A 19,485-nucleotide genomic window follows, 5' to 3' on the forward strand; every position below is an offset into this window, starting at 1 on the left:
GTGAGTGAGATAGACGAGCTGGTGTCAGAGTGGCTTCCCCTGCCGGATGTTGCCGAGCGGCTGGGCTGCAAGATCACGAAGGTCCACGGGCTCTTGGATGAGCGCGCGCTCATTGCGCTGCGCGTCGGCGAGCGGGCCATCCGTTCCGTTCCCGCGCTGTTCCTTGATGGCGATCACGTGGTCGACAGCCTCAAGGGCACGATCGCGGTTCTCGCGGATGCCGGATTCTCGGACGAGGAACTCGTGTCGTGGCTCTTCACCCCCGACGATTCGCTCGGCGGCCGTCCCATCGACGCCCTCCGAGCGGGGCGCAAGACCGAGATCCGCCGAAGGGCCCAAATCCTCGCCTGGTAGGCGACGTCGCCTGGAGGGCAGCGTCGTCCGACTGGCGGTCTGAGTCTGGTGTGGCGCGCGGGCGTCAGGCGGCGCGCTGGACGGCCGAGAGGCCGAGGCTGCGGAGAGCCCCCCGGATGTCGTCCGGAAGGCGAAGGGCGTCGAGGGCCTCGAAGGCGCGTTCCGAGAGGCCGTCGATGAGGTTCTCCGTGGCGTCGAGCGCCCCGCTGCTGCTGATGACGTCGCGGAGCCGCTCGACGTCGTCGTCGCCAAGCTCCTGCTGCCCAAGGCTCCGTTCGAGCAGGGCCGCGCCTTCCGACGTCGCCCGTTCGAGTGCGAACGCCACAAGCACGGTGCGCTTCCCCTCGCGCAGGTCGTCCCCCGCCGGCTTTCCCGTGGTCTGCGGATCGCCGAAGACGCCGAGCACGTCGTCGCGCAGCTGGAAGGCCTCGCCGAGCGGGAGCGAGAACCGCGAGTAGGCGGCGAGAAGGCTCTCGTCGGCGCCCGCGAGGGCACCGCCGATTCCGAGCGGATGCTCGGTCGAGTATTTGGCCGACTTGTACCTGATGACGTTGGCCGCTGCGTTGACCGCCTCGCTCCGGGAACGGCTCGGGCCCGCGACCTCCTCGAGGATGTCGAGATACTGCCCGGCCATGACCTCGGCGCGCATCGTGTTGAAGATCCGACGAGCCGAGGTTCCCGCCGCCGCGGCGGGCCCGATCGCGGTGAACGCCTCTTCCGAGAATGAGAGGCACAGGTCCCCGGTGAGAATCGCGGCCGCCGTGCCGAACCGCTCCTCGTCGAGCGCCCAGCCCCGCTCCCGGTGGAGCGTCCCGAAGCGGCGGTGGACGCTTGGGCCGCCACGGCGGATGTCGGACCGGTCGATGATGTCATCGTGGATGAGCGCCGCGGCCTGGAAGAGCTCGAGGGCCGCGCCCGCCTGAACCGCCTCTGCGCCGAGTTGGCGCCCTCCGGCGCCGCGCCAGCCCCAGTAGCACAGGAGTGCGCGCAGTCGCTTTCCGCCTGTCACGAGGCCCGTGATGGCCCCCATGAGCGGGGCGACATCGTCCGAGATGCGGGCCATCGCGGCGCTCTGGTCATCGAGGAAGCCCGCGAGCCTTTCGGCGAGCGCGTCCCGGTAGGCGTCCTGTTCCTCGTCGAGGCGGGCGCTGCCGGCTTCGGGCTGGGTGCGATCGGCGGTCATGGCTACTTGATGGTTCCGGGCGCCACCGAGGCGCCCACGGTGAACGTCGTCCTCCCGTTCACGACGACGACGGCGACGTTGATGGTCTCCTTGCCTCCCGAGCGGACGAAGTCCTGGCTATCGGTCGTGCCGACCTTGGTCTTCGCGACGGCCGTGAAGCCCTGGGCCGTGAACGCCTTCGAGTAGAAGTCGAGGATCTGATCCGACGTGGAGGATGTCGAGGCCACGAGCGACGCGGCCTGGGGGTTGGCGCTCGCGTCGTAGCTGGTCGAGAGCGGGGTCGCGCCGGGCATGATGGGGATGAGCTGGGTCGGGAAGCCCGGCACCATCGCGTTGACGGTCGCAGAGGACGAGCCCGACGGCGTGGCCGAAGCGCTCGCCGAGGCGATCGAGGAAGCGGACGACGGCGCGGCCGAGGGGGAGGGCGACGAGCCGTTCCCGTTTGCGGCCGGCGAGCATCCCGCGACGGCGAGGGCTGCGAAGACGACGACGGCAACGAAGCCTCCCTGACGATTGCCCAGCTGCTGACCCATGCGCATTCTCCGTACGTCCGTTCCGTCGTGTGTCGCGTGCCCAGCGGTCTGGGCCGAGCCCCCGGTCAAGTCTAAGTGGCCGCGTGGGGCAGGCCCTTCGCGGCCGGTCCGCCGCCTACGATGGAGGAGTGGAGGAGCGTGGCGGGCGGGCGGTCGGCGAGGGGGACTCGGAGCCGCTCGATTCGCTGCGGCGGCGCGGAATCCTGCACGTGGACATGGACGCGTTCTTCGTGGGCGTCGAGCAGCGCGAGCGCCCAGAGCTGCGCGGGCAGATGGTCATCGTGGGCTTCCCCTCCGAGCGGTCCGTGGTGCTCTCCGCGAGCTACGAGGCCCGCGCCTATGGCGTGCGGAGCGCCATGCCCATGGCGTCGGCGCTGCGCCTGTGCCCTCGGGCGATCGTGGTCGAGCCCCGGCACGCGCTGTACTACGAGGTCTCGCGCGAGCTCATGGCCCTCTTCCGCGAGTTCACCGACCTCGTCGAGCCCCTGAGCGTCGACGAAGCGTTCCTCGACGTCTCGGGCGCGGTCCGCCGCCTCGGGGCGCCCGAGCACATCGCGGCCGCCATCAAGGCAGAGGTGCGCTCGCGGCTCGGCCTGACGGCCTCCGTCGGGGTCGCCGCGACGAAGTTCGTCGCCAAGATCGCGTCGGCGAGGAGCAAGCCGGATGGGCTCCTCGTCATCCGGCCCGAGGACACGGTCCCCTATCTTCATGCGCTGCCCGTCGAGGCACTGTGGGGCATCGGAGGGAAGACGGCAGAGGTCCTCGCGAGGCTTGGGATCCACACGGTCGAAGACCTTGCCCACACGCCCGATTCGACTCTGCGGCGCATGCTGGGCGCCTCGGGCCTGCATGCCAAGTCGCTCAGCTGGGGGATCGATCCGCGCCGGGTCACTCCACAGCGCGAGGAAAAGAGCGTGGGAGCGGAGGAGACCTTCGCGTCGGACGTCGTCGAGGACGAAGTGCTCAAGCGTGAGCTTCTGCGGCTCTCCCACCGCGTGGCGGCGCGGCTCCGATCGGCTGGCCTCGAAGCGGGGACCGTCGCCCTCAAGCTCAGGTACGCGGACTTCTCGACCCTCTCGCGGTCACGGGCCCTCACGGTTCCCTCGGATTCCGCCCATGTCCTCTACCGCGAGGGAGTTCGCCTCCTCGAAGGCATCGGGCCGCGGCCGCAGAGCGTCCGCCTCGTCGGGCTGCGCGGGGAGCGGCTGTCGCGGGGCGGCGGCGCCGTCCAGCTGAGCCTTGAGCGCGGCGAGGACAATTGGCGCACCGCCGAGAAGACGATTGACGCCGTTGCCGCCCGTTTCGGGCACTCGTCCGTGCGCCCCGCGAGCCTGCTCGGGGAAGGCTCGGACCGCCGTCGCCCGTCGTCTGCGGACGAGTCCCCAGGCCCATCGCTGTGACCTTCGTCCCCTTTTGGTTGACCGGGCGGGGGCCTATCCTTAAAACACCTTGAATATCGAGAAGCATCGTTTCGGCGGGGCCTCAACAGCGGGCTCGGATCGGCGAAGACGAAGCGGCAACTGCCGGAGGTCTTACGGTCGGGCTCGCGGAACCGAACGTCGGTTCGATGCGTTGTGCTGGTAGCGGTTCATCACCCGCTGCGGCAAGCATGAAGGAGTCGCGATGCCTCTCTCCGAGCACGAACAGAAGATGCTCGAGCAGCTCGAGAAGCAACTGCACGAGGAAGACCCCAAGTTCGCAGACTCTATGGGCGCCGATGCCTTGCGCCGCTTCTCGACGCGCCACATCGTGCTCGGCGTGCTCGGTGTCATCGTGGGACTTCTAGTCCTCCTCCTGGGCGGCGTCCAGTTCTCGAACATCTTCGTCGGTGTCGTCGGCTTCCTGATCATGGGCGCAAGCGTCTACTACGGCACGCTGCGCAGGGCAGGCCATATGCGTACCCCGCGTTCCGGCCACAAGCCTGGGGGAGGATTCCTCTCGAAGCTGGAATCGCGCTGGGAAGAACGGCGCAAGGAACAGGGCGGGGGAGCCTGACCGGTTCCACTCCACTTTCCTCCCCGATACCCCGGCCGGATGATCCGGCCCCGACATGAGGGACCCGCATCAAGCGGGTCCCGCGGCGTTTAAGCGCGACTCCTCCACTTTTCCTCCACAATCCTCCACCTCGGATCTCTCGCGAGATTCCGGGGTTTTTCTTTGCACAACTCGCGAGGAAGCCTGCCGTGTCGCGTTGACGGTGGGGGAGAGTGGAGTAAAGTGGTGGCTGTAAGAGGGAAGTGGCGGATAGGGACGTGCAGCTCCTCGGATCAGACGGGTGGTGGTGCCGATGTTGCTCGGTACGCATTCGCCGCGTCTGGACGAGAAAGGGCGGCTCATCCTCCCGGCCAAATACCGCGACGAGCTGGCCGACGGGCTGGTTCTGACCCGGGGCCAGGAACGCTGCCTCTACGTCTTCAGCCAGAAAGAGTTCGAGCGGATCCACGAGCAGATGCGAGAAGCCCCTATCTCCTCGCGTCAGTCACGGGATTACCTCCGGGTCTTCCTGTCTGGAGCCTCTGATGAGGTGCCCGACAAGCAAGGGCGCGTCACGATCCCGCTGAACCTGCGGAAGTACGCGGGTCTCGAAAGGGACCTCGCCGTCATCGGCGTAGGGACCCGCGCGGAGATCTGGGACGCCCAAGCCTGGGAGGACTACCTCGCCGAGAAGGAAGCCTCCTTCTCGGACACGGACGAGGACGCCCTTCCAGGGCTCTTCTGACGGAATGGCCGGCTGGCCGCGATCTCCAGCCGCCCGCGGCTCCGTCCTGGCTCACCTTCCCCGGTGCCAGGCTGGAACCCACGGTGCGGAGGGGGATCACGATCAGCCGACGGCGGGAACGCCCCACGGGACAGGTGGGGCACCCAATGGACCACACGGCACCAAGGAGGGGACATGCCGCAGCAGGACGAGAACCGCCCGACCTCGGAGCGGCACGTCCCCGTCCTCAGGGAACGCTGCGTCAGCCTGCTTGCGCCCGGCGTCGAGGCGGCGCGGGCGGCGGGCCGGAGCCCCGTCGTCGTCGACACCACGCTCGGCATGGGCGGGCACAGCGAAGCCATCCTCGAGCGCTTCCCCGATGTGACGCTCGTCGGCATCGACCGCGACGAGCAGGCGCTCGCCCTCGCGGGGGAGCGGCTGGCACCCTTCGGGGCGCGGGCACGGCTCGTCCACGCCGTGTACGACGAGATCCGAGAGGTGCTCGACGAGCTCGGCCTCGACGGCGCGGACGGCGTCCTCATGGACCTCGGGGTCTCCTCGCTCCAGCTCGACGAGCGGGAGCGGGGCTTCGCGTACTCCTATGACGCTCCGCTCGACATGCGCATGGACACCAGCCGGGGCCAGACGGCCGCCGACGTCGTCAACACGTACAGCCTCGAGGACCTTGTCCGCATCATTCGCACGTGGGGCGAGGAGAAGTTCGCGGGCCGCATCGCCCGCCGGATCGTCGAGGAGCGTGCGAGCCGCCCGTTCGAGACGACCGGCCAGCTCGTCGAGGCGATTCGCGCCGTCGTCCCCGCCAGCGCGGCGAAGACGGGCGGCCATCCGGCGAAGCGCACGTTCCAGGCCCTTCGGATCGAGGTCAACGAGGAGCTCGACGTGCTCGAGCGCGCGGTGCCCGCGGCCGTGGATTCGCTGCGGCTGGGCGGCCGCATTGTCGTGATGTCGTACCACTCGCTCGAGGACAAGGTCGTCAAGAGCGCGTTCCAGTCGCGGGCGCGCTCGTCGGCCCCGCCCGGCTTCCCGGTCGAGCTCGAAGAGCACAAACCGGAGCTGAAGGTCATCACCCGCGGAACGGAGACCCCGACCGCGCAGGAGATCGAAGAGAACCCCCGGGCCGCCTCGGCCCGCCTGCGAGCAGCCGAACGGATTAAGGTCAGGAGCACACGATGAGCGCAGCCGCCCAGAGGAAGGCCGTCCCCGCCGGCACGTCTGCCGTCGCGGGGAGCCTCGCCCCTGCGGGCGCACCCCGGCGCACTCCGCTCTCCGTCGTCCGCTCTCTTCCGGCGCGTCGACGCGCGCCGTTCGCGATCTTCTGCCTCGGTGTGCTGGGCGTCGCGCTCGTCACCGTCCTCGTGCTCAACATCGCCGTCTCGACGGGCCAGTACCAGCTCGTCCAGCTTCGGAGCGAGCAGCTCGGGCTTGAGAAGCAGAACCAGGATCTGGCGCAGCGTGTCCAGAACTACGAGGCTCCCCAGAATCTGGCGGCCAGGGCCGCACAATTGGGCATGGTGGCATCGACGTCCAAGGGGCAGATCGACCTCAAGACGCTCCTCGTCACCGGGAAGCCCAAGCCAGCGGACAAGGGCGCTTCGGCCGGGGCAGTCATCGCGGCACCCGAGGTTCCGGGGATCGTGGCGGCCGCTCCGGCGGCGCAAGGAGGTTCGGACGTGCTCAAGCCGGATCAGGCCAAGACAGTCGCGGGTCAGCCGGCACCCGCGCCGGCGGCCCCAGCCCCGGCCAAGGCGACCCCTGCGCCGCAGCTCAACGGCGGATCGGTGCCGGCCCCGCAGCAGAAGACTCCAGGCCAGTAGACCCGTGAGGCGGGATGCCGGCCGACGCCAGGATCGAGCAAGGGACGAGTAGTGGCGACATCGACGAAGCGGACTCCTGCAGGGCACGGGATCGCGGACCGTTCGGGGAGGGCCGCTCGCTCAGGCCGGACCGCCCTTTCGCGCGCCGGGGGCGCGACGGGCAGACTCCGTCTCGGCGTCGGCGCGATGCTCGCGCTCCTCCTCGTGATCGGCGGGCGCCTCGTCCTCGTCCAGGGGCTCGGCGTAGGAGGCTACGCGCAGGCAGCGCTCGACAAGAGGCTCCAGACGACGGTGCTTCCCGCCGAGCGCGGCGAGATCGTCGACGCGTCGGGGAAAGTGCTGGCCCAGAGCGTCATCCGCTACAACATCACCGTCGATCAGACGAAGACGAAAATCGACACGTTCAAGCGGCGGGACAAGGACGGCAACGAGACGACCGTGACCCGCGGCCAGGCGATTTCGGAACTCGCCGGCGCGCTCGCGATGCCCGTCGACCAGGTCACGTCGGCCATCACGGGCGACAAGAAATTCAACTACGTGGCCCGCAACGTCACTCCTGACGTCGAGGCGAGGGTCACCGACCTCGAGATCCCGGGCATCTACTCGGAGGGCTCGTCCCAGCGGGTCTATCCCCAGGGGGCGGTCGCGGGCAACCTCGTCGGGTTCGTCGGCAGCGATGGGACCGGGCTTGCCGGCATCGAGCAGACGCAGGACGGCCAGCTCTCCGGCAAGGACGGGAGTCGTGTGTACGAGATCGGCGCCGACGGCCTTCGGATTCCCGTCGCGACGGACGAGCTCACGCCCGCGCAGAACGGCCAGACGATCAAGCTCACGATCAACTCAGACCTCCAGTACTTCACGCAGCAGGCCATTCAGACCCAGACCGAGAAATACAGCGCCGAATGGGGCATTGCGATCGTCGAGGATGCCACGAACGGCAACATCCTCGCGATGGCGGACTCGAACGCGATGGACCCCAACGACCCCGGCAAATCTGCCGCAAAGGACCGCGGTGTGCGTGCCGTGACGGCGGCTTATGAGCCTGGGTCGGTGGAGAAGACCCTCACGATGTCTGCGCTCATCCAAGAGGGCAAGGCGAACCCTTTGAGCGAATACACGGTGCCGCCTACCGTGACGATCGACGGCCAGACGTTCGCCGACGCCTTTACGCACGGCACCGAGAAGCGCACTCTCGCCGGCATTCTCGGCTATTCGATGAACACCGGAACCGTTCTGGCAGGGCAGGCCCTCAACAGGCAGGAACGCTACGACTGGCTCACCAAGTTCGGAATCGGCCAGGCGCCGGACATCGGCCTGCCCGGCGAGGCCACGGGTATCCTCCACAAGCCAGACGAATGGGACGCGCGGCAGCAGAACACCGTGCTCTTCGGCCAGGGCGTGACACAATCCACGCTCCAGACGGTGCGCGCGTACCAGGCCATCGCGAACAGCGGCCAGATGATTCAGCCGCGCCTCATCGACGGCTACGTCGGTGCAGACGGCGTTGCACGCAAGGCAGCGGATCAGGCCACGAACCAGGTGGTCAGCAAGGAAACCGCCCAGCAGGTCAGGGACATGCTTGAGAGTGCCGTGACCAAGGGCGAAGTGAAGCCTGCGGCGATCGACGGCTACCGTGTCGGCGCCAAGACGGGAACCTCGGAGGCCCCCCGCGAGGACGGTGTGCCCGGCTTCGACGGCGTGACGTCCTCGCTCATCGGCATGGCGCCCATGGACAACCCCAGATTCATTGTTGCTGTGGTGATCCAGCGCCCCAAGGGGGACATTTTCGGCATCGGAAACGCCGACGTGTTCCGCTCCGTGATGTCCCAGACGCTGCACACGTACAACATCCAACCGTCGGCAGGCACCCCAGCCGCGTTCCCCCAATACGTCCAGTAGCCCGGCCGACTGAATGACTCGGAGCCCGCGCGAGCGGTGGTGCGACCCGCCCGCCGTGGCCCCTTGGGCCCGCGTTCGCGGAGGAGGCGGCCCGGGCCGAACGGCTAGAGTTGGAACCTGACGAAGAGCAGCGAAGGTAATTTGTGAGCGAGCACCCGAGTCCCCAGGACCGGCCGTCCATCGCGCAAGCGGATGCGCCGGCCCGGTCGCCTTTCCGACCCCAGCACGTCGATCCCGTGCCCCTGGCTTCCGTGGCTGCCCTGCTGGGCCTGCCCGAGGCGGCGGTGGGCGGCGGAGCCGTCACGGGCGTCTCGCTCGATTCGCGGAGTGTCGAGTCCGGTGACCTCTATGTTGCCGTTCCGGGAACGGGCCGCCACGGCGCCTCGTTCGCGGCACAGGCCGTCGAGAGGGGCGCTGCGGCTGTTCTGACCGACGAGGCCGGCGCCCGCCTCGTCGCGATCGACGACACGCTCGCGAGTGTCCCTGTCCTCGTCGTGGAGGACGTGCGCGCCGCCGTCGGGCCCGTTGCCGCATTCGTCTACCGCAGCCAGACGGGAGGAGAGGCCGAGCCGCACCTGCTCCTGCTCGGCGTGACAGGCACGAACGGCAAGACGACGACGACGTACTTCGCGAACGCGCTCCTTGCCGGCCTCGGCCACCGCACGGGACTCATCGGGACGATCGAGATCCTCGCAGGGGGAGATGCCATCCCGAGCAGGCTCACGACGCCCGAGTCCACCGACGTCCACGCCCTCTTGGCGCTCATGCGCGAGCGCGGGCTCACCGCAGCGTCGATGGAGGTCTCCTCCCACGCGGTCGAATACCGACGGGTCGACGGCGTGAGATACGACGCGGTCGGCTTCACGAACCTCACGCAGGACCACCTCGACCTCCACCTCACGATGGACGAGTACTTCGCGGCGAAGGCCAGGCTCTTCGCCCCCGACCGTGCCGCGCGCGGCGTCGTCGTCGTGGACGACGAGTGGGGGCGGCGGCTCGCGCGCGAGGCCGCGATTCCCGTCACGACCGTCTCGCTCGCGGCCGAGCCGGCCCCAGGGGCCGACTGGGCCCTCGCGTCGGTTCGGCGCAGCGGCCTCGGAACCGCGTTCGAGCTCCGCGGCCCGGACGGCCAGGCGCTGCGGCTCCACACCGGCCTGCCCGGGGCGTTCAACGTGGCCAACGCCGCCCTCGCGGCGCTCCTTGTCCACGCGGCAGGCGTTCCCCTCGAGGAGATCCAGCGGGCCGCGGATGCCGCGGATCCCTTCAGCGTCGAGGTGCCGGGACGCATGCAGCTCGTCGGCACGCGGCCCGCCGCCGTCGTCGACTTCGCCCACAACCCCGACGCCCTCGAACGCGCCCTCGAGGCGGTGCGGCCGCCCGGCGAGGGCAGGCTCGTTGTCGTGTTCGGCGCCACGGGCCAGCGCGATCAGGGGAAGCGGCCCATCATGGGCGCCGTCGCGGTGAGGGGCGCCGACGTCGTCGTCATCACCGACGACGACCCCCACGACGAAGACCCCGCCGCGATCCGGGCGGACGTGCTCGCGGGCGCGCGGGCCGAAGACGAAGCGCTTGGCCTCGGCCGCATCATCGAGGAGGTCGCGCCCCGCGCGGCCGCGATTCGGCGGGCCGTCGACTTGGCCTCGGCTGAGGACGTCATCCTGGTCGCGGGCCGCGGTCATGAAGTGTTCCAGGAGGTCAAAGGCGTCGACCTCGAGCTCGACGATCGCGTCGAGCTCCGCGCGGCCCTCGAAGCCCGCGGATTCAGCACCGTGGGGGCCGAGCAGATAGAGTCCACAACCGATGATTGAGTTCAGCGCCGCGGACATCGCACGCATCACAGGGGGGCGCCTCGTCGGCGATCCCGGCGTCGTCCCCGTCCACGTGACCACCGATTCCCGCGAGGCCGAGCAAGGCTCGCTCTACGTCGCCAAGCCCGGCGAGCATGCCGACGGCCACAGCTTCGTGGGCGCGGCCTTTGCTGCAGGCGCCGTCCTGGCGCTATGCGAGCGTGAGGTCGCGGACGACGACGGCGCGCCCTTCCCGGCGGTCATCGTGCCGGACGCCGTGCTCGCCATGGGGACGCTCGCGAAGGAAGCCGTACGCCGCATCCGCGAGTTCCGGGCGGCGAGGGGAGAGGCCTTCACGGTCGTCGGGATCACGGGCTCGGCGGGCAAGACGACGACGAAGGACCTTCTCGCGGGGATCTTCCGGTCCACCCCGGAGGGTGTCGCCGCGCCGCTTTCGGTCGTCGCGCCGCAGGGGTCCTACAACGGCGAGGTCGGCGTCCCGCTCACGGTCTTCCAGGCCGACGAGTCGACGCGGTACCTCGTGATCGAGATGGGCGCGACAGGCATCGGCCACATCGCCTATCTCGCCGATATGGTCGTGCCGGATATCGGCGTCGTCCTCGCGGTCGGCTCGGCTCACGCCGGGGAGTTCGGCGGAGTCGAGAACATCGCCCAGGCCAAGGGGGAGCTCCTCGAAGCCCTCTCGCCCGCCGGCACCGCCGTCATCAATCTCGACGATCCACGGGTCCGCGCGATGGAACCGCGGACCGCTGCCCGCAAGACGTTCTTCACGTCGGATCCCGACGCTGCGGCCGAGGCCTCGGCCCGGGGGAGCGTCGTCGTCGCGCTCGACGCCCACGTGGGGGCAGACGGGTGCCCCGCGTTCGATCTGCGGATCGACGGCGAGGAGCCGATCGCCGTCCGGAGCAGGCTCATCGGCGCGCACCACACGGCCAACCTGCTCGCGGCCGCCGCAGCAGCCCATGCGGCGGGCGTGCCCACCCAGGCGATCGCGGCGTCGCTCGCCGAGCAGGGGCCCGCAAGCCGGTGGCGCATGGAGCGCACCGACCGCCCTGACGGCGTGACGGTCATCAACGACGCCTACAACGCGAACCCCGAATCGATGCGCGCGGCCCTCCAGACCCTCGCCGACCTCGGTCGCAGCCGCCGCACATGGGCTGTCCTTGGCGCGATGCTCGAGCTCGGCGACGAGTCGATCGCGGCCCACACGGCCGTCGGCACGCTCGTGGTGCGGCTCAATATCGACCGCCTCGTCGTCGTCGGACGCGAAGCGCGAGCTCTCTACGTCTCGGCCGTCAACGAAGGATCGTGGGGCGACGAATGCCTCTTCGTCGAGGACGCGGAGGAGGCCTTCGCACTACTTGAGCGCGAGCTCGCCCCCGGCGATCTCGTCCTCGTCAAGTCATCGAACGGCGTGGGCCTTCGGCACCTCGGCGATCGGATAGCATGGGCCGCGCAGGCTCAGACCACTGACCCCGCGGGAACGGAGCTCATGTGATCGCACTGCTGATCGGGGCCGCGCTCGCGCTCGTGCTCGCATTCGTCGGCACGCCGTTGTTCATCAGGCTGCTCGTCCACCGTGGCTATGGGCAGTTCATCCGCGACGACGGGCCCACGAGCCACCACACGAAGCGCGGGACGCCGACGATGGGCGGAACGGTCTTCGTCCTCGCGACCGTCCTGGCGTACTTCCTCGCCCACTTCATCGTGTGGCTCATGCACCCCGGAAGCGGCGGGCCCACAGCCTCGGCGCTGCTCCTGCTCTTCCTCATGGTCGGCATGGGATTCGTGGGCTTCCTCGACGACTTCATCAAGATCTCGAAGCAGCGTAGCCTCGGCCTGAGCGCCCGTGCGAAGCTCATCGGCCAGGGTGCCGTGGGCATCGCGTTCGCGCTCCTCGTGCTCCAGTTCCCAGACGGGAACGAGCGCACGCCGGCATCGATGACGATCTCGTTCCTGCGCGACATCCCATGGCTCAACCTCGCGTTCGCGGGGACCGTCGTAGGCTCAATCCTCTTCGTCGTGTGGGCGAACTTCCTCGTCACGGCCGCGAGCAACGGAGTCAACCTCACCGATGGCCTCGACGGCCTCGCCGCGGGGGCCTCCATCATGGTGTTCGGGGCGTACACGCTCATGGGCATCTGGCAGAGCAACCAGCGCTGCGGCTCCGCGCGCGTGCCGGGAACCGTGTGCTACGAGGTCCGCGATCCGCTCGACCTCGCGCTCCTCGCGGCCATCATGAGCGCGGCGCTCGTCGGATTCCTGTGGTGGAATACGTCGCCCGCGAAGATCTTCATGGGGGACACGGGATCGCTCGCCATCGGGGCGGCCATTGCGGGATTCGCGATCCTGACCCGCACCGAGCTCCTGCTCGGGATCATGGGCGGCCTCTTCGTGCTCATCACGCTCTCGGTCATCCTCCAGGTGGGCTACTTCAAGGCCACGAAGGGCAAGCGGCTCTTCAAGATGGCGCCCCTCCAGCACCATTTCGAGCTCAAGGGCTGGGCCGAGGTGACCGTCGTCGTGCGATTCTGGGTTCTCGCTGGGCTCTTCGTGGCCGTGGCGCTGGCGGTGTTCTACGCGGAGTGGGTAGCTGGGCTGTGACGGAGGCTGGACTGTGACGGAGGCTGGACTGTGACGGGTAGCTGGGACAAGGGCCATGGAAGCGCGGTCGAGTCGCGCCTCGAGGGGCTCACCTCGTGGGACGCGGACTGGTCTGGGCTGCGGGTCGTCGTGACGGGCATCGGGGTCTCGGGCTTCGCCGCCGCGGACACGCTGATCGAGCTCGGGGCGAGCGTCGTCGTCGTCGACGCGTCGGTGAGCGAGCGCACCGAGGCGCAGGCCGAGACGCTGCGGATCGTCGGTGCGGTCGACGTCCTCCTCGGGCCCGACGCCGTCCAGTCGCTGCCCCGCGTCGAAGGCGCGCTCCCGGACCTCATCGTCACGTCGCCCGGCTGGCGGCCGGACCAGGCCGTCCTCGCGGCGGCCGCGCGCAGGCACATCCCCGTGTGGGGCGACGTCGAGCTTGCATGGCGCGTGCGCTCCCGCCGGGGCAAGAAGACCGCGGAATGGCTCGCCGTCACCGGAACGAACGGCAAGACGACGACGGTCGGGATGGCCGAGTCCATGCTCCGCGCCGCGGGCGTGAAGGCGATCGCCGTCGGGAATGTCGGGACCCCGATCCTTGACGCGATCCGCGAACCGGTCGAGTACGACGCCTTCGTCGTCGAGCTCTCGAGCTTCCAGCTCCACTGGGCGGAGTCGCTCTCTCCGCTCGCCTCCGTTGTGCTCAACGTCGCCGAGGACCACGTGGACTGGCACGGCTCGTACGAGAGCTATCTCGCCGACAAGGCCAAGGTGTACCGGAACACGCAGAAGGCCGCCGTGTACAACGTGGAGCAGGTGGAGACTGAGCGCATGGTCGAGGACGCCGACGTGGTCGAGGGGTGCCGCGCGATCGGCTTCACGACCGGCTTGCCCGGGCTCAGCATGCTCGGCGTCGTCGAGGGCCTCCTCGTGGACCGGGCCTATATCGAGGAGCGCCGCGACCAGGCGGCCGAGCTCGCCTCGGTCAAGGACCTCGGAAAGATCGCACCGCGTCACACGGTGGCGAATGCGCTCGCTGCGGCAGCGCTCGTCCGGGCGTACGGCGTCGAGCCGGTCGCCGTGCGCGAGGGCCTGCGCCGCTATCTGCCCGGCGATCACCGGATCCAGCCGATTGCGTCCGTGGGCGGGATCGAATGGGTCAACGATTCGAAGGCGACGAACCCGCACGCGGCTGCGGCGTCCCTCGCGGCCTTCGACTCCGTCGTCTGGATCGCGGGAGGGCTCTCGAAGGGCGTGACCTATGACGAGCTGGTGGGGCGCCACGCGTCCCGCCTGAAGGCCGTCGTCCTCATCGGCGTCGACAGCAGCGAGCTCGCGGCCGCGCTCGCGCGACACGCGCCGAATGTCCCCGTGATCCCCGTGGAGCCGGGCGAGACTGGAGGGGATCAGCCAGAAGGGGCATCGATCATGGACGACGCCGTCGCACGCGCCGCAGAGGTTGCCGCTCCCGGCGACACGGTGCTCATGGCACCGGCTGCGGCCTCGATGGATCAGTTCACGTCGTACGCCCAGCGGGGCACGGCGTTTATCGACGCGGTCCGTCGGCTCGTCGAGGGGCAGGCTCACAGCAAGGAGTAGAGGATGGCCACAGCGCAGCAGGAGCGGCCGGCCAAGACTGCGCAATCGCTGTGGCGGCGCCTCGAGGGGCCCGGTCCGCTCGGCGCGGGTGCGGGCTATTACCTCATCCTGGGATCGACGCTCGCGCTCACGGCCATCGGCATCATGATGGTGCTCTCGGCGTCGAGCGTCGAGAGCATCTCGCTCGGCGACAGCCCCTATACCTCGGCCCTCAAGCAGGCCGCGTTCGGTGCCGTGGGCGTCGCCGGGATGCTCATCATCTCCCGCATCAACGTGCGCTGGCTCAAGCGCCTCGCATGGCCGGGCATCGGCGCGACGCTCGTGCTGCTGCTGCTCGTCCAGATCATCGGCAAGCGGGTGCTCGGCAACAAGAACTGGATCGACGTGGCAGGGTTCAGCCTCCAGCCGTCCGAGTTCGCGAAGCTCCTGCTCGCCCTCTGGATGGCCACGGTGCTCAGCAAGAAGGCCAACCTGACGCACAGCTGGCTCCACGCCCTCGTGCCCGTGGTCCCGATGGGGCTCGCGGTCGCGGCGCTCGTCATCTGGGGCCACGACCTCGGCACGACGCTCGTCATCCTGCTCGTGGTCGCGGCGGGCCTCTTCTTCGGCGGCATCCCGACGCGGATCTTCCTCGTGTGCGGCGCGATCATGACGGCGGGCGCGATCGGCTTCGCCGTGACGAGCCCCAACCGCATGTGCCGCATCTACGAGTGGCTCGGCCAGAACCCGGCGGTCTGCCAACAGGACGGCGCCGATTTCGGCTATCAGGTGCAGAACGGCCTCCAGGGGCTCGCCTCCGGCGGCTGGCTCGGCGTCGGCCTCGGCCAGAGCCGACAGAAGTACAACTGGATCCCCGAAGCGCAGAACGACTTCATCTTCTCCGTCCTGGGGGAAGAACTCGGCCTCTTCGGGACGCTCCTCGTCCTCTCCCTCTTCGCCGTGCTCGCCGTCGCGATCTTCCGCGTCGTGGTGCGGCAGCGCGAGCTCTTCCCCCGCGTCCTCGCGGGCACCATCATGGCCTGGCTGCTCGGCCAGGCTGCCCTCAATATGGCGATGGTCACGGGGCTCCTCCCCGTCATCGGCGTCCCGCTCCCGTTCATCTCCTCTGGCGGCTCAGCCCTCGTGAGCTGTCTGTGCGGCATCGGCGTAGTCTTGTCTCTGGCCCGCGAGGACATGCGGCCCGCCGGTGCCGCACGCTCGAAGCGGACGGCGAAGAACGCGCAGAAGGCGACGAAGCGGAAGGCCACCACGTAGCAATGCCCGATCAGGACCCCTCCCGGACCGCCGGGCAACCGGCCGCGTCCGGCCCGTCCGTCGTCCTCGCCGGCGGGGGGACCGCCGGTCACATCAGCCCCCTCCTCGCGATCGCGCGCGCCGTCGAACGCCGCGACCCGTCCGCGAGGATCCTCGCCGTCGGAACCGCGTCGGGCATGGAGACGCGCCTGGTTCCTGAAGCAGGGTTCGATCTCGCGACGATCGACAGGGTGCCCCTCCCGCGCAAGCCGAGCCTCGACCTCGTTAGACTTCCTCGCCGTCTCGCCGGCGCCGTGAGGCAGGCGGAACGCATCCTCGTCGACGCGGAGGCCGACGTCCTCGTCGGGGTCGGCGGCTACGTCTGCACGCCCCTGTACCTCGCCGCACGCCGTCGCGGCACTCCCATCGTCATCCACGAGGCGAACACGCGCGCTGGCCTTGCCAACCGCGTCGGCGCACTCTTCACCCAGCGGGTCGGCAAGGCCTTCGGCGAGACGCGGCTCAAGCACGCCCGGCTCGTCGGCATGCCCATGCGGCGCGAGGTCTCGGGTCTCGACCGTGACGCCGCGCGCGACGCGGCGCGCCGATCGCTCGGCCTCGCCGTCGACCGCCCCACGCTCGTGGTCACGGGCGGCTCCTCAGGGGCCCTGAGCATCAACCGCACGATCGCGGGGTCCCTCGCCGCGCTCGCGTCCGCCGGAGTCCAGACGCTGCACATCACGGGCCGCGGCAAGGCCGTCGCAGCGGACGACGGCGCGCCCCTCGCCGCCGAGGGCTACCGCCAGGTCGAGTATGTGGACGGGATGGAGACGGCATACGCCGCCGCGGACCTTCTCGTGTGCCGCTCGGGCGCGGGCACGGTCTGCGAGGTCGCGGCCGCAGGCGTCCCCGCCGTGTTCGTCCCGCTGCCCATCGGGAACGGGGAGCAGGCGCTCAACGCGCGCGGCCTCGTCGAGGCGGGTGCCGCGAAGCTCGTGCGGGATGCGGACTTCACGCCGCGATGGCTTGAGCGCGAGATCATCCCGCTCCTGGCCGATCCCGCGGCGCTCGCCCGCATGTCTCAGCGCGCCCGGGCACTCGGGATCCGGGACGCGGACGAGGCGATGGCGACGATGGTGATGGAGGCAGCAAGCTCGTGAACGATCAGGCCACTCGTCGGCTCGGCCCGCTCGCCGAGCTCGGCCGCGTGCATTTCGTCGGGGTCGGCGGCGTCGGGATGTCCGCCGTTGCGCGTGTCATGGTCGCGCGCGGCGTGCCCCTGAGCGGCTCCGACGCGAAGGACCTCCCGGTCATGAGGGAGCTCGCGGCGCTCGGCGCGCGCATCGCCGTCGGCTACGACGCGGCGAACCTCGGGGACGCCCAGACGGTCGTCGCGGGATCGGCGATCCGGCAGGACAACCCCGAGCTCGCCGAGGCTCGCGCCCGTGGACTCCGCATCCTCCACCGCTCCGAAGGCCTCGCCGCCGCGATGTCGGGCAGCCGCGTGCTCGCGGTCGCCGGCACGCACGGGAAGACGACGACCACGTCCATGGCCACGTGGATGCTGCGCGGTGCCGGCCTCGATCCGAGCTTCGCCATCGGCGCCAACGTCCCGGCGCTCGGCGTCAACGCGGCCCAGGGCTCGACAGACATCTTCGTGGCGGAGGCCGATGAGTCCGACGCGTCGTTCCTCAACTACCGCCCGCTCGTCGAGATCATCACCAACGTCGAGGCAGACCACCTCGACCACTACGGCACGGCTGAGGCGGTCCACGCGTCCTTCGATGCGTTTGCCGCGCTCCTTCCCTCGGATGGCCTGCTGGTCGCGTGTGCGGACGATCCGGGCGCCCGTGGTGTGGCCGTGCGCGCGCGAGCCGGGGCAGCGGGCGACGGCGGCCCGCGCGTCCTGCTCTACGGAACCTCTCCGGACGCGGACCTGAGGCTCGTGCTCAAGCCCGACGGCACGACGCTTGCCTGGGACGGCGGCGAGGTCGCTCTCCCGCTCGGCGTTCCGGGCGTCCACAATGCCCTCAATGCGGCGGCGGCGTTCGGCGCCGTCGTCGTCGGACTCGGCGCGGATGCCGAAGCGAGCGCGGCGGCGCTCGCGACGTTCAGCGGTGCCGCGCGGCGCTTCGAGCTCAAGGGCGAGGCCAACGGCATCCGCGTCTACGACGACTACGCGCACCATCCGACCGAGGTGCGGGCCGCCCTCGCCGCGGCGCGCAGCGTGGCCGGAAGCGGGGGAGTGCACGTGCTCTTCCAGCCGCACCTGTTCTCCCGCACGCGCGAGTTCGCGGGAGAGTTCGCCGCGGCGCTCTCCCTCGCGGACACCGTGCGCGTCCTCGACATCTACCCCGCGCGCGAGGATCCGATCCCGGGAGTCACGAGCGAGCTGGTCACGGCGTCGCTTCCCGGCGGTTCGTACGCGCCGTCGGCTGCGGCGGCCGTTGAAGATCTCGTGGCTGCGGCTGCCCCCGGGGACATCGTCTTGACTGTTGGCGCGGGCGATGTGACGGCCTATGGGCCCGTGCTCGTCGAGGCGCTTGCTGCGCGGGCACAGGGAGGCCTCCCGCATGGCACCTAGCCCGCGCAAGCCCAGGGTGCCCCGGACGGGTGCGCCGGCCGAGCCCGAGTCTGCTTCGGCCGAACCGCGCGAACCGCGTGAGCCTCGCGGGGGAGAGGCCCGTCGGGTGTCCTTCGGCGCGACGTCCAAGGTCACGGTCCTCCGGCCGGTGCACGACGACGGCGAGGCTCGGCTTCCCGAGGACGCGGAAGAGCCGGCGCCCGGAGCGACGGGCGCCCCTGACGCCGACCATTCCGCCAAGCGCGCCCGGCGCGGGCTTGGGCGCGCCCGCAAGGCCCCGCCGTCGGCCGTATCCCGGCACGCCTCGGGTGACGTCCTCGCGTTTCCCGTGCCTCGAGCGAAACGCATCCGGCGGCGCGTACTGCTCGTCGCGACGACGGCGGTCGCGCTTGTCGCGGCGCTCATGGCCCTTGTCATCTTCACGCCCGTGCTCGCCGTGCGCACGGTCACCGTGCAGGGAACGAAGATGCTCGCGCCGGCCCAGGTTGCCTCGGCCCTCAAGCCGCTCGAGGGCCGGTCCCTCACGCTCGTCGGGCCGGACGACGTCTCGCGGCTTCTGCGGCCCATTGTCCAGGTCAAGTCGTCGCAGAGCCGCGCCGTTCCGCCGAACACGCTCCTCGTCACGATCGTCGAGCGGGTTCCCGTGGCCCTCGTCAAGCAGGACAAGGGCTTCTCAGTGGTCGATGGGGACGGGGTCGAAATCGCGCAGACGGCAGATCGCGGCGCATTTGCCGTGCCGGTCATCGACTCGGGCGGAAGCGCCCTCCCACACGGGACGTTCCTCGCCGTCACCGGCGTGCTCGGCGCGCTTCCCACGGATGTCCTCTCCCAGCTCGCGACGGCCAAGGCCGATTCGGTCGACTCGGTGCAGCTCAAGCTCGCAAACGGGAAGACCGTGATCTGGGGCAACTCCGAGGATCGCGATCTCAAGGCGAAGGTGCTCGAGGCGCTCATGAAGGCCACGGAGAACCCCGTCAAGGGGCAGACGCCCGTCAATGTCTACGACGTGAGCGTTCCGCGGCATCCCGTGACCCGCTAGGGCGGATCCGCGTCCGTCGCGCCAATGCGCGCGACACGCCTAGGCGGTCGTTGCACGCGGGAAGTGCGGGAAATACCGTCTTCACCAAGAGCTAGTTGACATAACTATAACCTTCGACTTGAGGGTTAAGGTTG

Annotated in this window: 17 protein-coding genes; 15 read left to right on the top strand and 2 right to left on the bottom strand. The window is 69.8% G+C overall.

Annotation, left to right across the window (positions count from 1 at the left end):
• Positions 1-21 precede the first annotated feature (21 nt).
• Positions 22-354, top strand: coding sequence for an Rv2175c family DNA-binding protein (locus tag SPF06_RS19310; RefSeq protein WP_428985807.1), 333 nt, complete (start codon positions 22-24; stop codon positions 352-354).
• 64 nt (positions 355-418) lie between these two features.
• On the opposite strand, the gene SPF06_RS19315 is transcribed toward SPF06_RS19310, so the two are convergent.
• The gene (locus SPF06_RS19315) at positions 419-1,537 is read right to left on the bottom strand and encodes a polyprenyl synthetase family protein (protein ID WP_323280780.1); all 1,119 of its coding nucleotides are present in this window, start codon (positions 1,535-1,537) and stop codon (positions 419-421) included.
• A gap of 2 nt (positions 1,538-1,539) precedes the next feature.
• On the bottom strand, positions 1,540-2,070 hold the full coding sequence (locus tag SPF06_RS19320; protein ID WP_323280781.1) for a hypothetical protein: 531 nt from the start codon (positions 2,068-2,070) through the stop codon (positions 1,540-1,542).
• Positions 2,071-2,198: 128 nt separating this feature from the next.
• Here SPF06_RS19320 and dinB point away from each other — a divergent pair, with 128 nt between their 5' ends.
• From dinB to SPF06_RS19390, 14 genes are all read left to right on the top strand, one after another.
• Positions 2,199-3,470, top strand: a complete 1,272-nt coding sequence (gene dinB / locus SPF06_RS19325; protein WP_323280782.1) for a DNA polymerase IV — start codon at positions 2,199-2,201, stop codon at positions 3,468-3,470.
• Between the two features lie 223 nt (positions 3,471-3,693).
• Complete coding sequence (locus SPF06_RS19330) at positions 3,694-4,065, top strand: DUF3040 domain-containing protein (protein WP_323280783.1); 372 nt, start codon at positions 3,694-3,696, stop codon at positions 4,063-4,065.
• A gap of 292 nt (positions 4,066-4,357) precedes the next feature.
• The gene (mraZ, locus tag SPF06_RS19335; RefSeq protein ID WP_323280784.1) at positions 4,358-4,789 is read left to right on the top strand and encodes a division/cell wall cluster transcriptional repressor MraZ; all 432 of its coding nucleotides are present in this window, start codon (positions 4,358-4,360) and stop codon (positions 4,787-4,789) included.
• 174 nt (positions 4,790-4,963) lie between these two features.
• Positions 4,964-5,962, top strand: coding sequence for a 16S rRNA (cytosine(1402)-N(4))-methyltransferase RsmH (gene rsmH, locus SPF06_RS19340; RefSeq protein WP_323280785.1), 999 nt, complete (start codon positions 4,964-4,966; stop codon positions 5,960-5,962).
• Positions 5,959-6,603 (top strand): cell division protein FtsL, encoded by a 645-nt coding sequence (gene ftsL, locus SPF06_RS19345; RefSeq protein WP_323280786.1) that lies wholly within the window; start codon positions 5,959-5,961, stop codon positions 6,601-6,603. The genes rsmH and ftsL overlap by 4 nt, the downstream gene beginning before the upstream one ends.
• A 51-nt stretch (positions 6,604-6,654) precedes the next feature.
• Positions 6,655-8,502 carry a peptidoglycan D,D-transpeptidase FtsI family protein gene (locus SPF06_RS19350; protein ID WP_323280787.1) on the top strand — a complete coding sequence of 616 codons (1,848 nt, stop codon included), beginning with the start codon at positions 6,655-6,657 and terminating at the stop codon, positions 8,500-8,502.
• Positions 8,503-8,645: 143 nt separating this feature from the next.
• A complete protein-coding gene (locus tag SPF06_RS19355) occupies positions 8,646-10,310 on the top strand; it encodes a UDP-N-acetylmuramoyl-L-alanyl-D-glutamate--2,6-diaminopimelate ligase (RefSeq protein ID WP_428985804.1) in 1,665 nt (554 codons plus the stop codon).
• Positions 10,303-11,808, top strand: coding sequence for a UDP-N-acetylmuramoyl-tripeptide--D-alanyl-D-alanine ligase (locus tag SPF06_RS19360; protein ID WP_323280788.1), 1,506 nt, complete (start codon positions 10,303-10,305; stop codon positions 11,806-11,808). The genes SPF06_RS19355 and SPF06_RS19360 overlap by 8 nt, the downstream gene beginning before the upstream one ends.
• Positions 11,805-12,914 (top strand): phospho-N-acetylmuramoyl-pentapeptide-transferase, encoded by a 1,110-nt coding sequence (gene mraY / locus SPF06_RS19365; protein WP_323280789.1) that lies wholly within the window; start codon positions 11,805-11,807, stop codon positions 12,912-12,914. Before SPF06_RS19360 ends, mraY begins: the two co-directional genes overlap by 4 nt.
• Before the next feature lie 30 nt (positions 12,915-12,944).
• On the top strand, positions 12,945-14,495 hold the full coding sequence (gene murD / locus SPF06_RS19370) for a UDP-N-acetylmuramoyl-L-alanine--D-glutamate ligase (protein WP_323280790.1): 1,551 nt from the start codon (positions 12,945-12,947) through the stop codon (positions 14,493-14,495).
• A 3-nt stretch (positions 14,496-14,498) separates the two neighbouring features.
• Positions 14,499-15,749, top strand: a complete 1,251-nt coding sequence (gene ftsW, locus SPF06_RS19375; protein WP_323280791.1) for a putative lipid II flippase FtsW — start codon at positions 14,499-14,501, stop codon at positions 15,747-15,749.
• Positions 15,750-15,751: 2 nt separating this feature from the next.
• The gene (gene murG, locus SPF06_RS19380) at positions 15,752-16,888 is read left to right on the top strand and encodes an undecaprenyldiphospho-muramoylpentapeptide beta-N-acetylglucosaminyltransferase (RefSeq protein ID WP_323280792.1); all 1,137 of its coding nucleotides are present in this window, start codon (positions 15,752-15,754) and stop codon (positions 16,886-16,888) included.
• Entirely contained in the window at positions 16,885-18,312 is a 1,428-nt protein-coding gene (gene murC, locus SPF06_RS19385) for a UDP-N-acetylmuramate--L-alanine ligase (RefSeq protein WP_323280793.1), read from the top strand. The genes murG and murC overlap by 4 nt, the downstream gene beginning before the upstream one ends.
• On the top strand, positions 18,302-19,351 hold the full coding sequence (locus SPF06_RS19390; protein ID WP_323280794.1) for a cell division protein FtsQ/DivIB: 1,050 nt from the start codon (positions 18,302-18,304) through the stop codon (positions 19,349-19,351). The genes murC and SPF06_RS19390 overlap by 11 nt, the downstream gene beginning before the upstream one ends.
• Positions 19,352-19,485 lie beyond the last annotated feature (134 nt).

The sequence above is a fragment of the Sinomonas terricola genome, from assembly GCF_034931225.1.
Lineage (GTDB): Bacteria > Actinomycetota > Actinomycetes > Actinomycetales > Micrococcaceae > Sinomonas > Sinomonas terricola.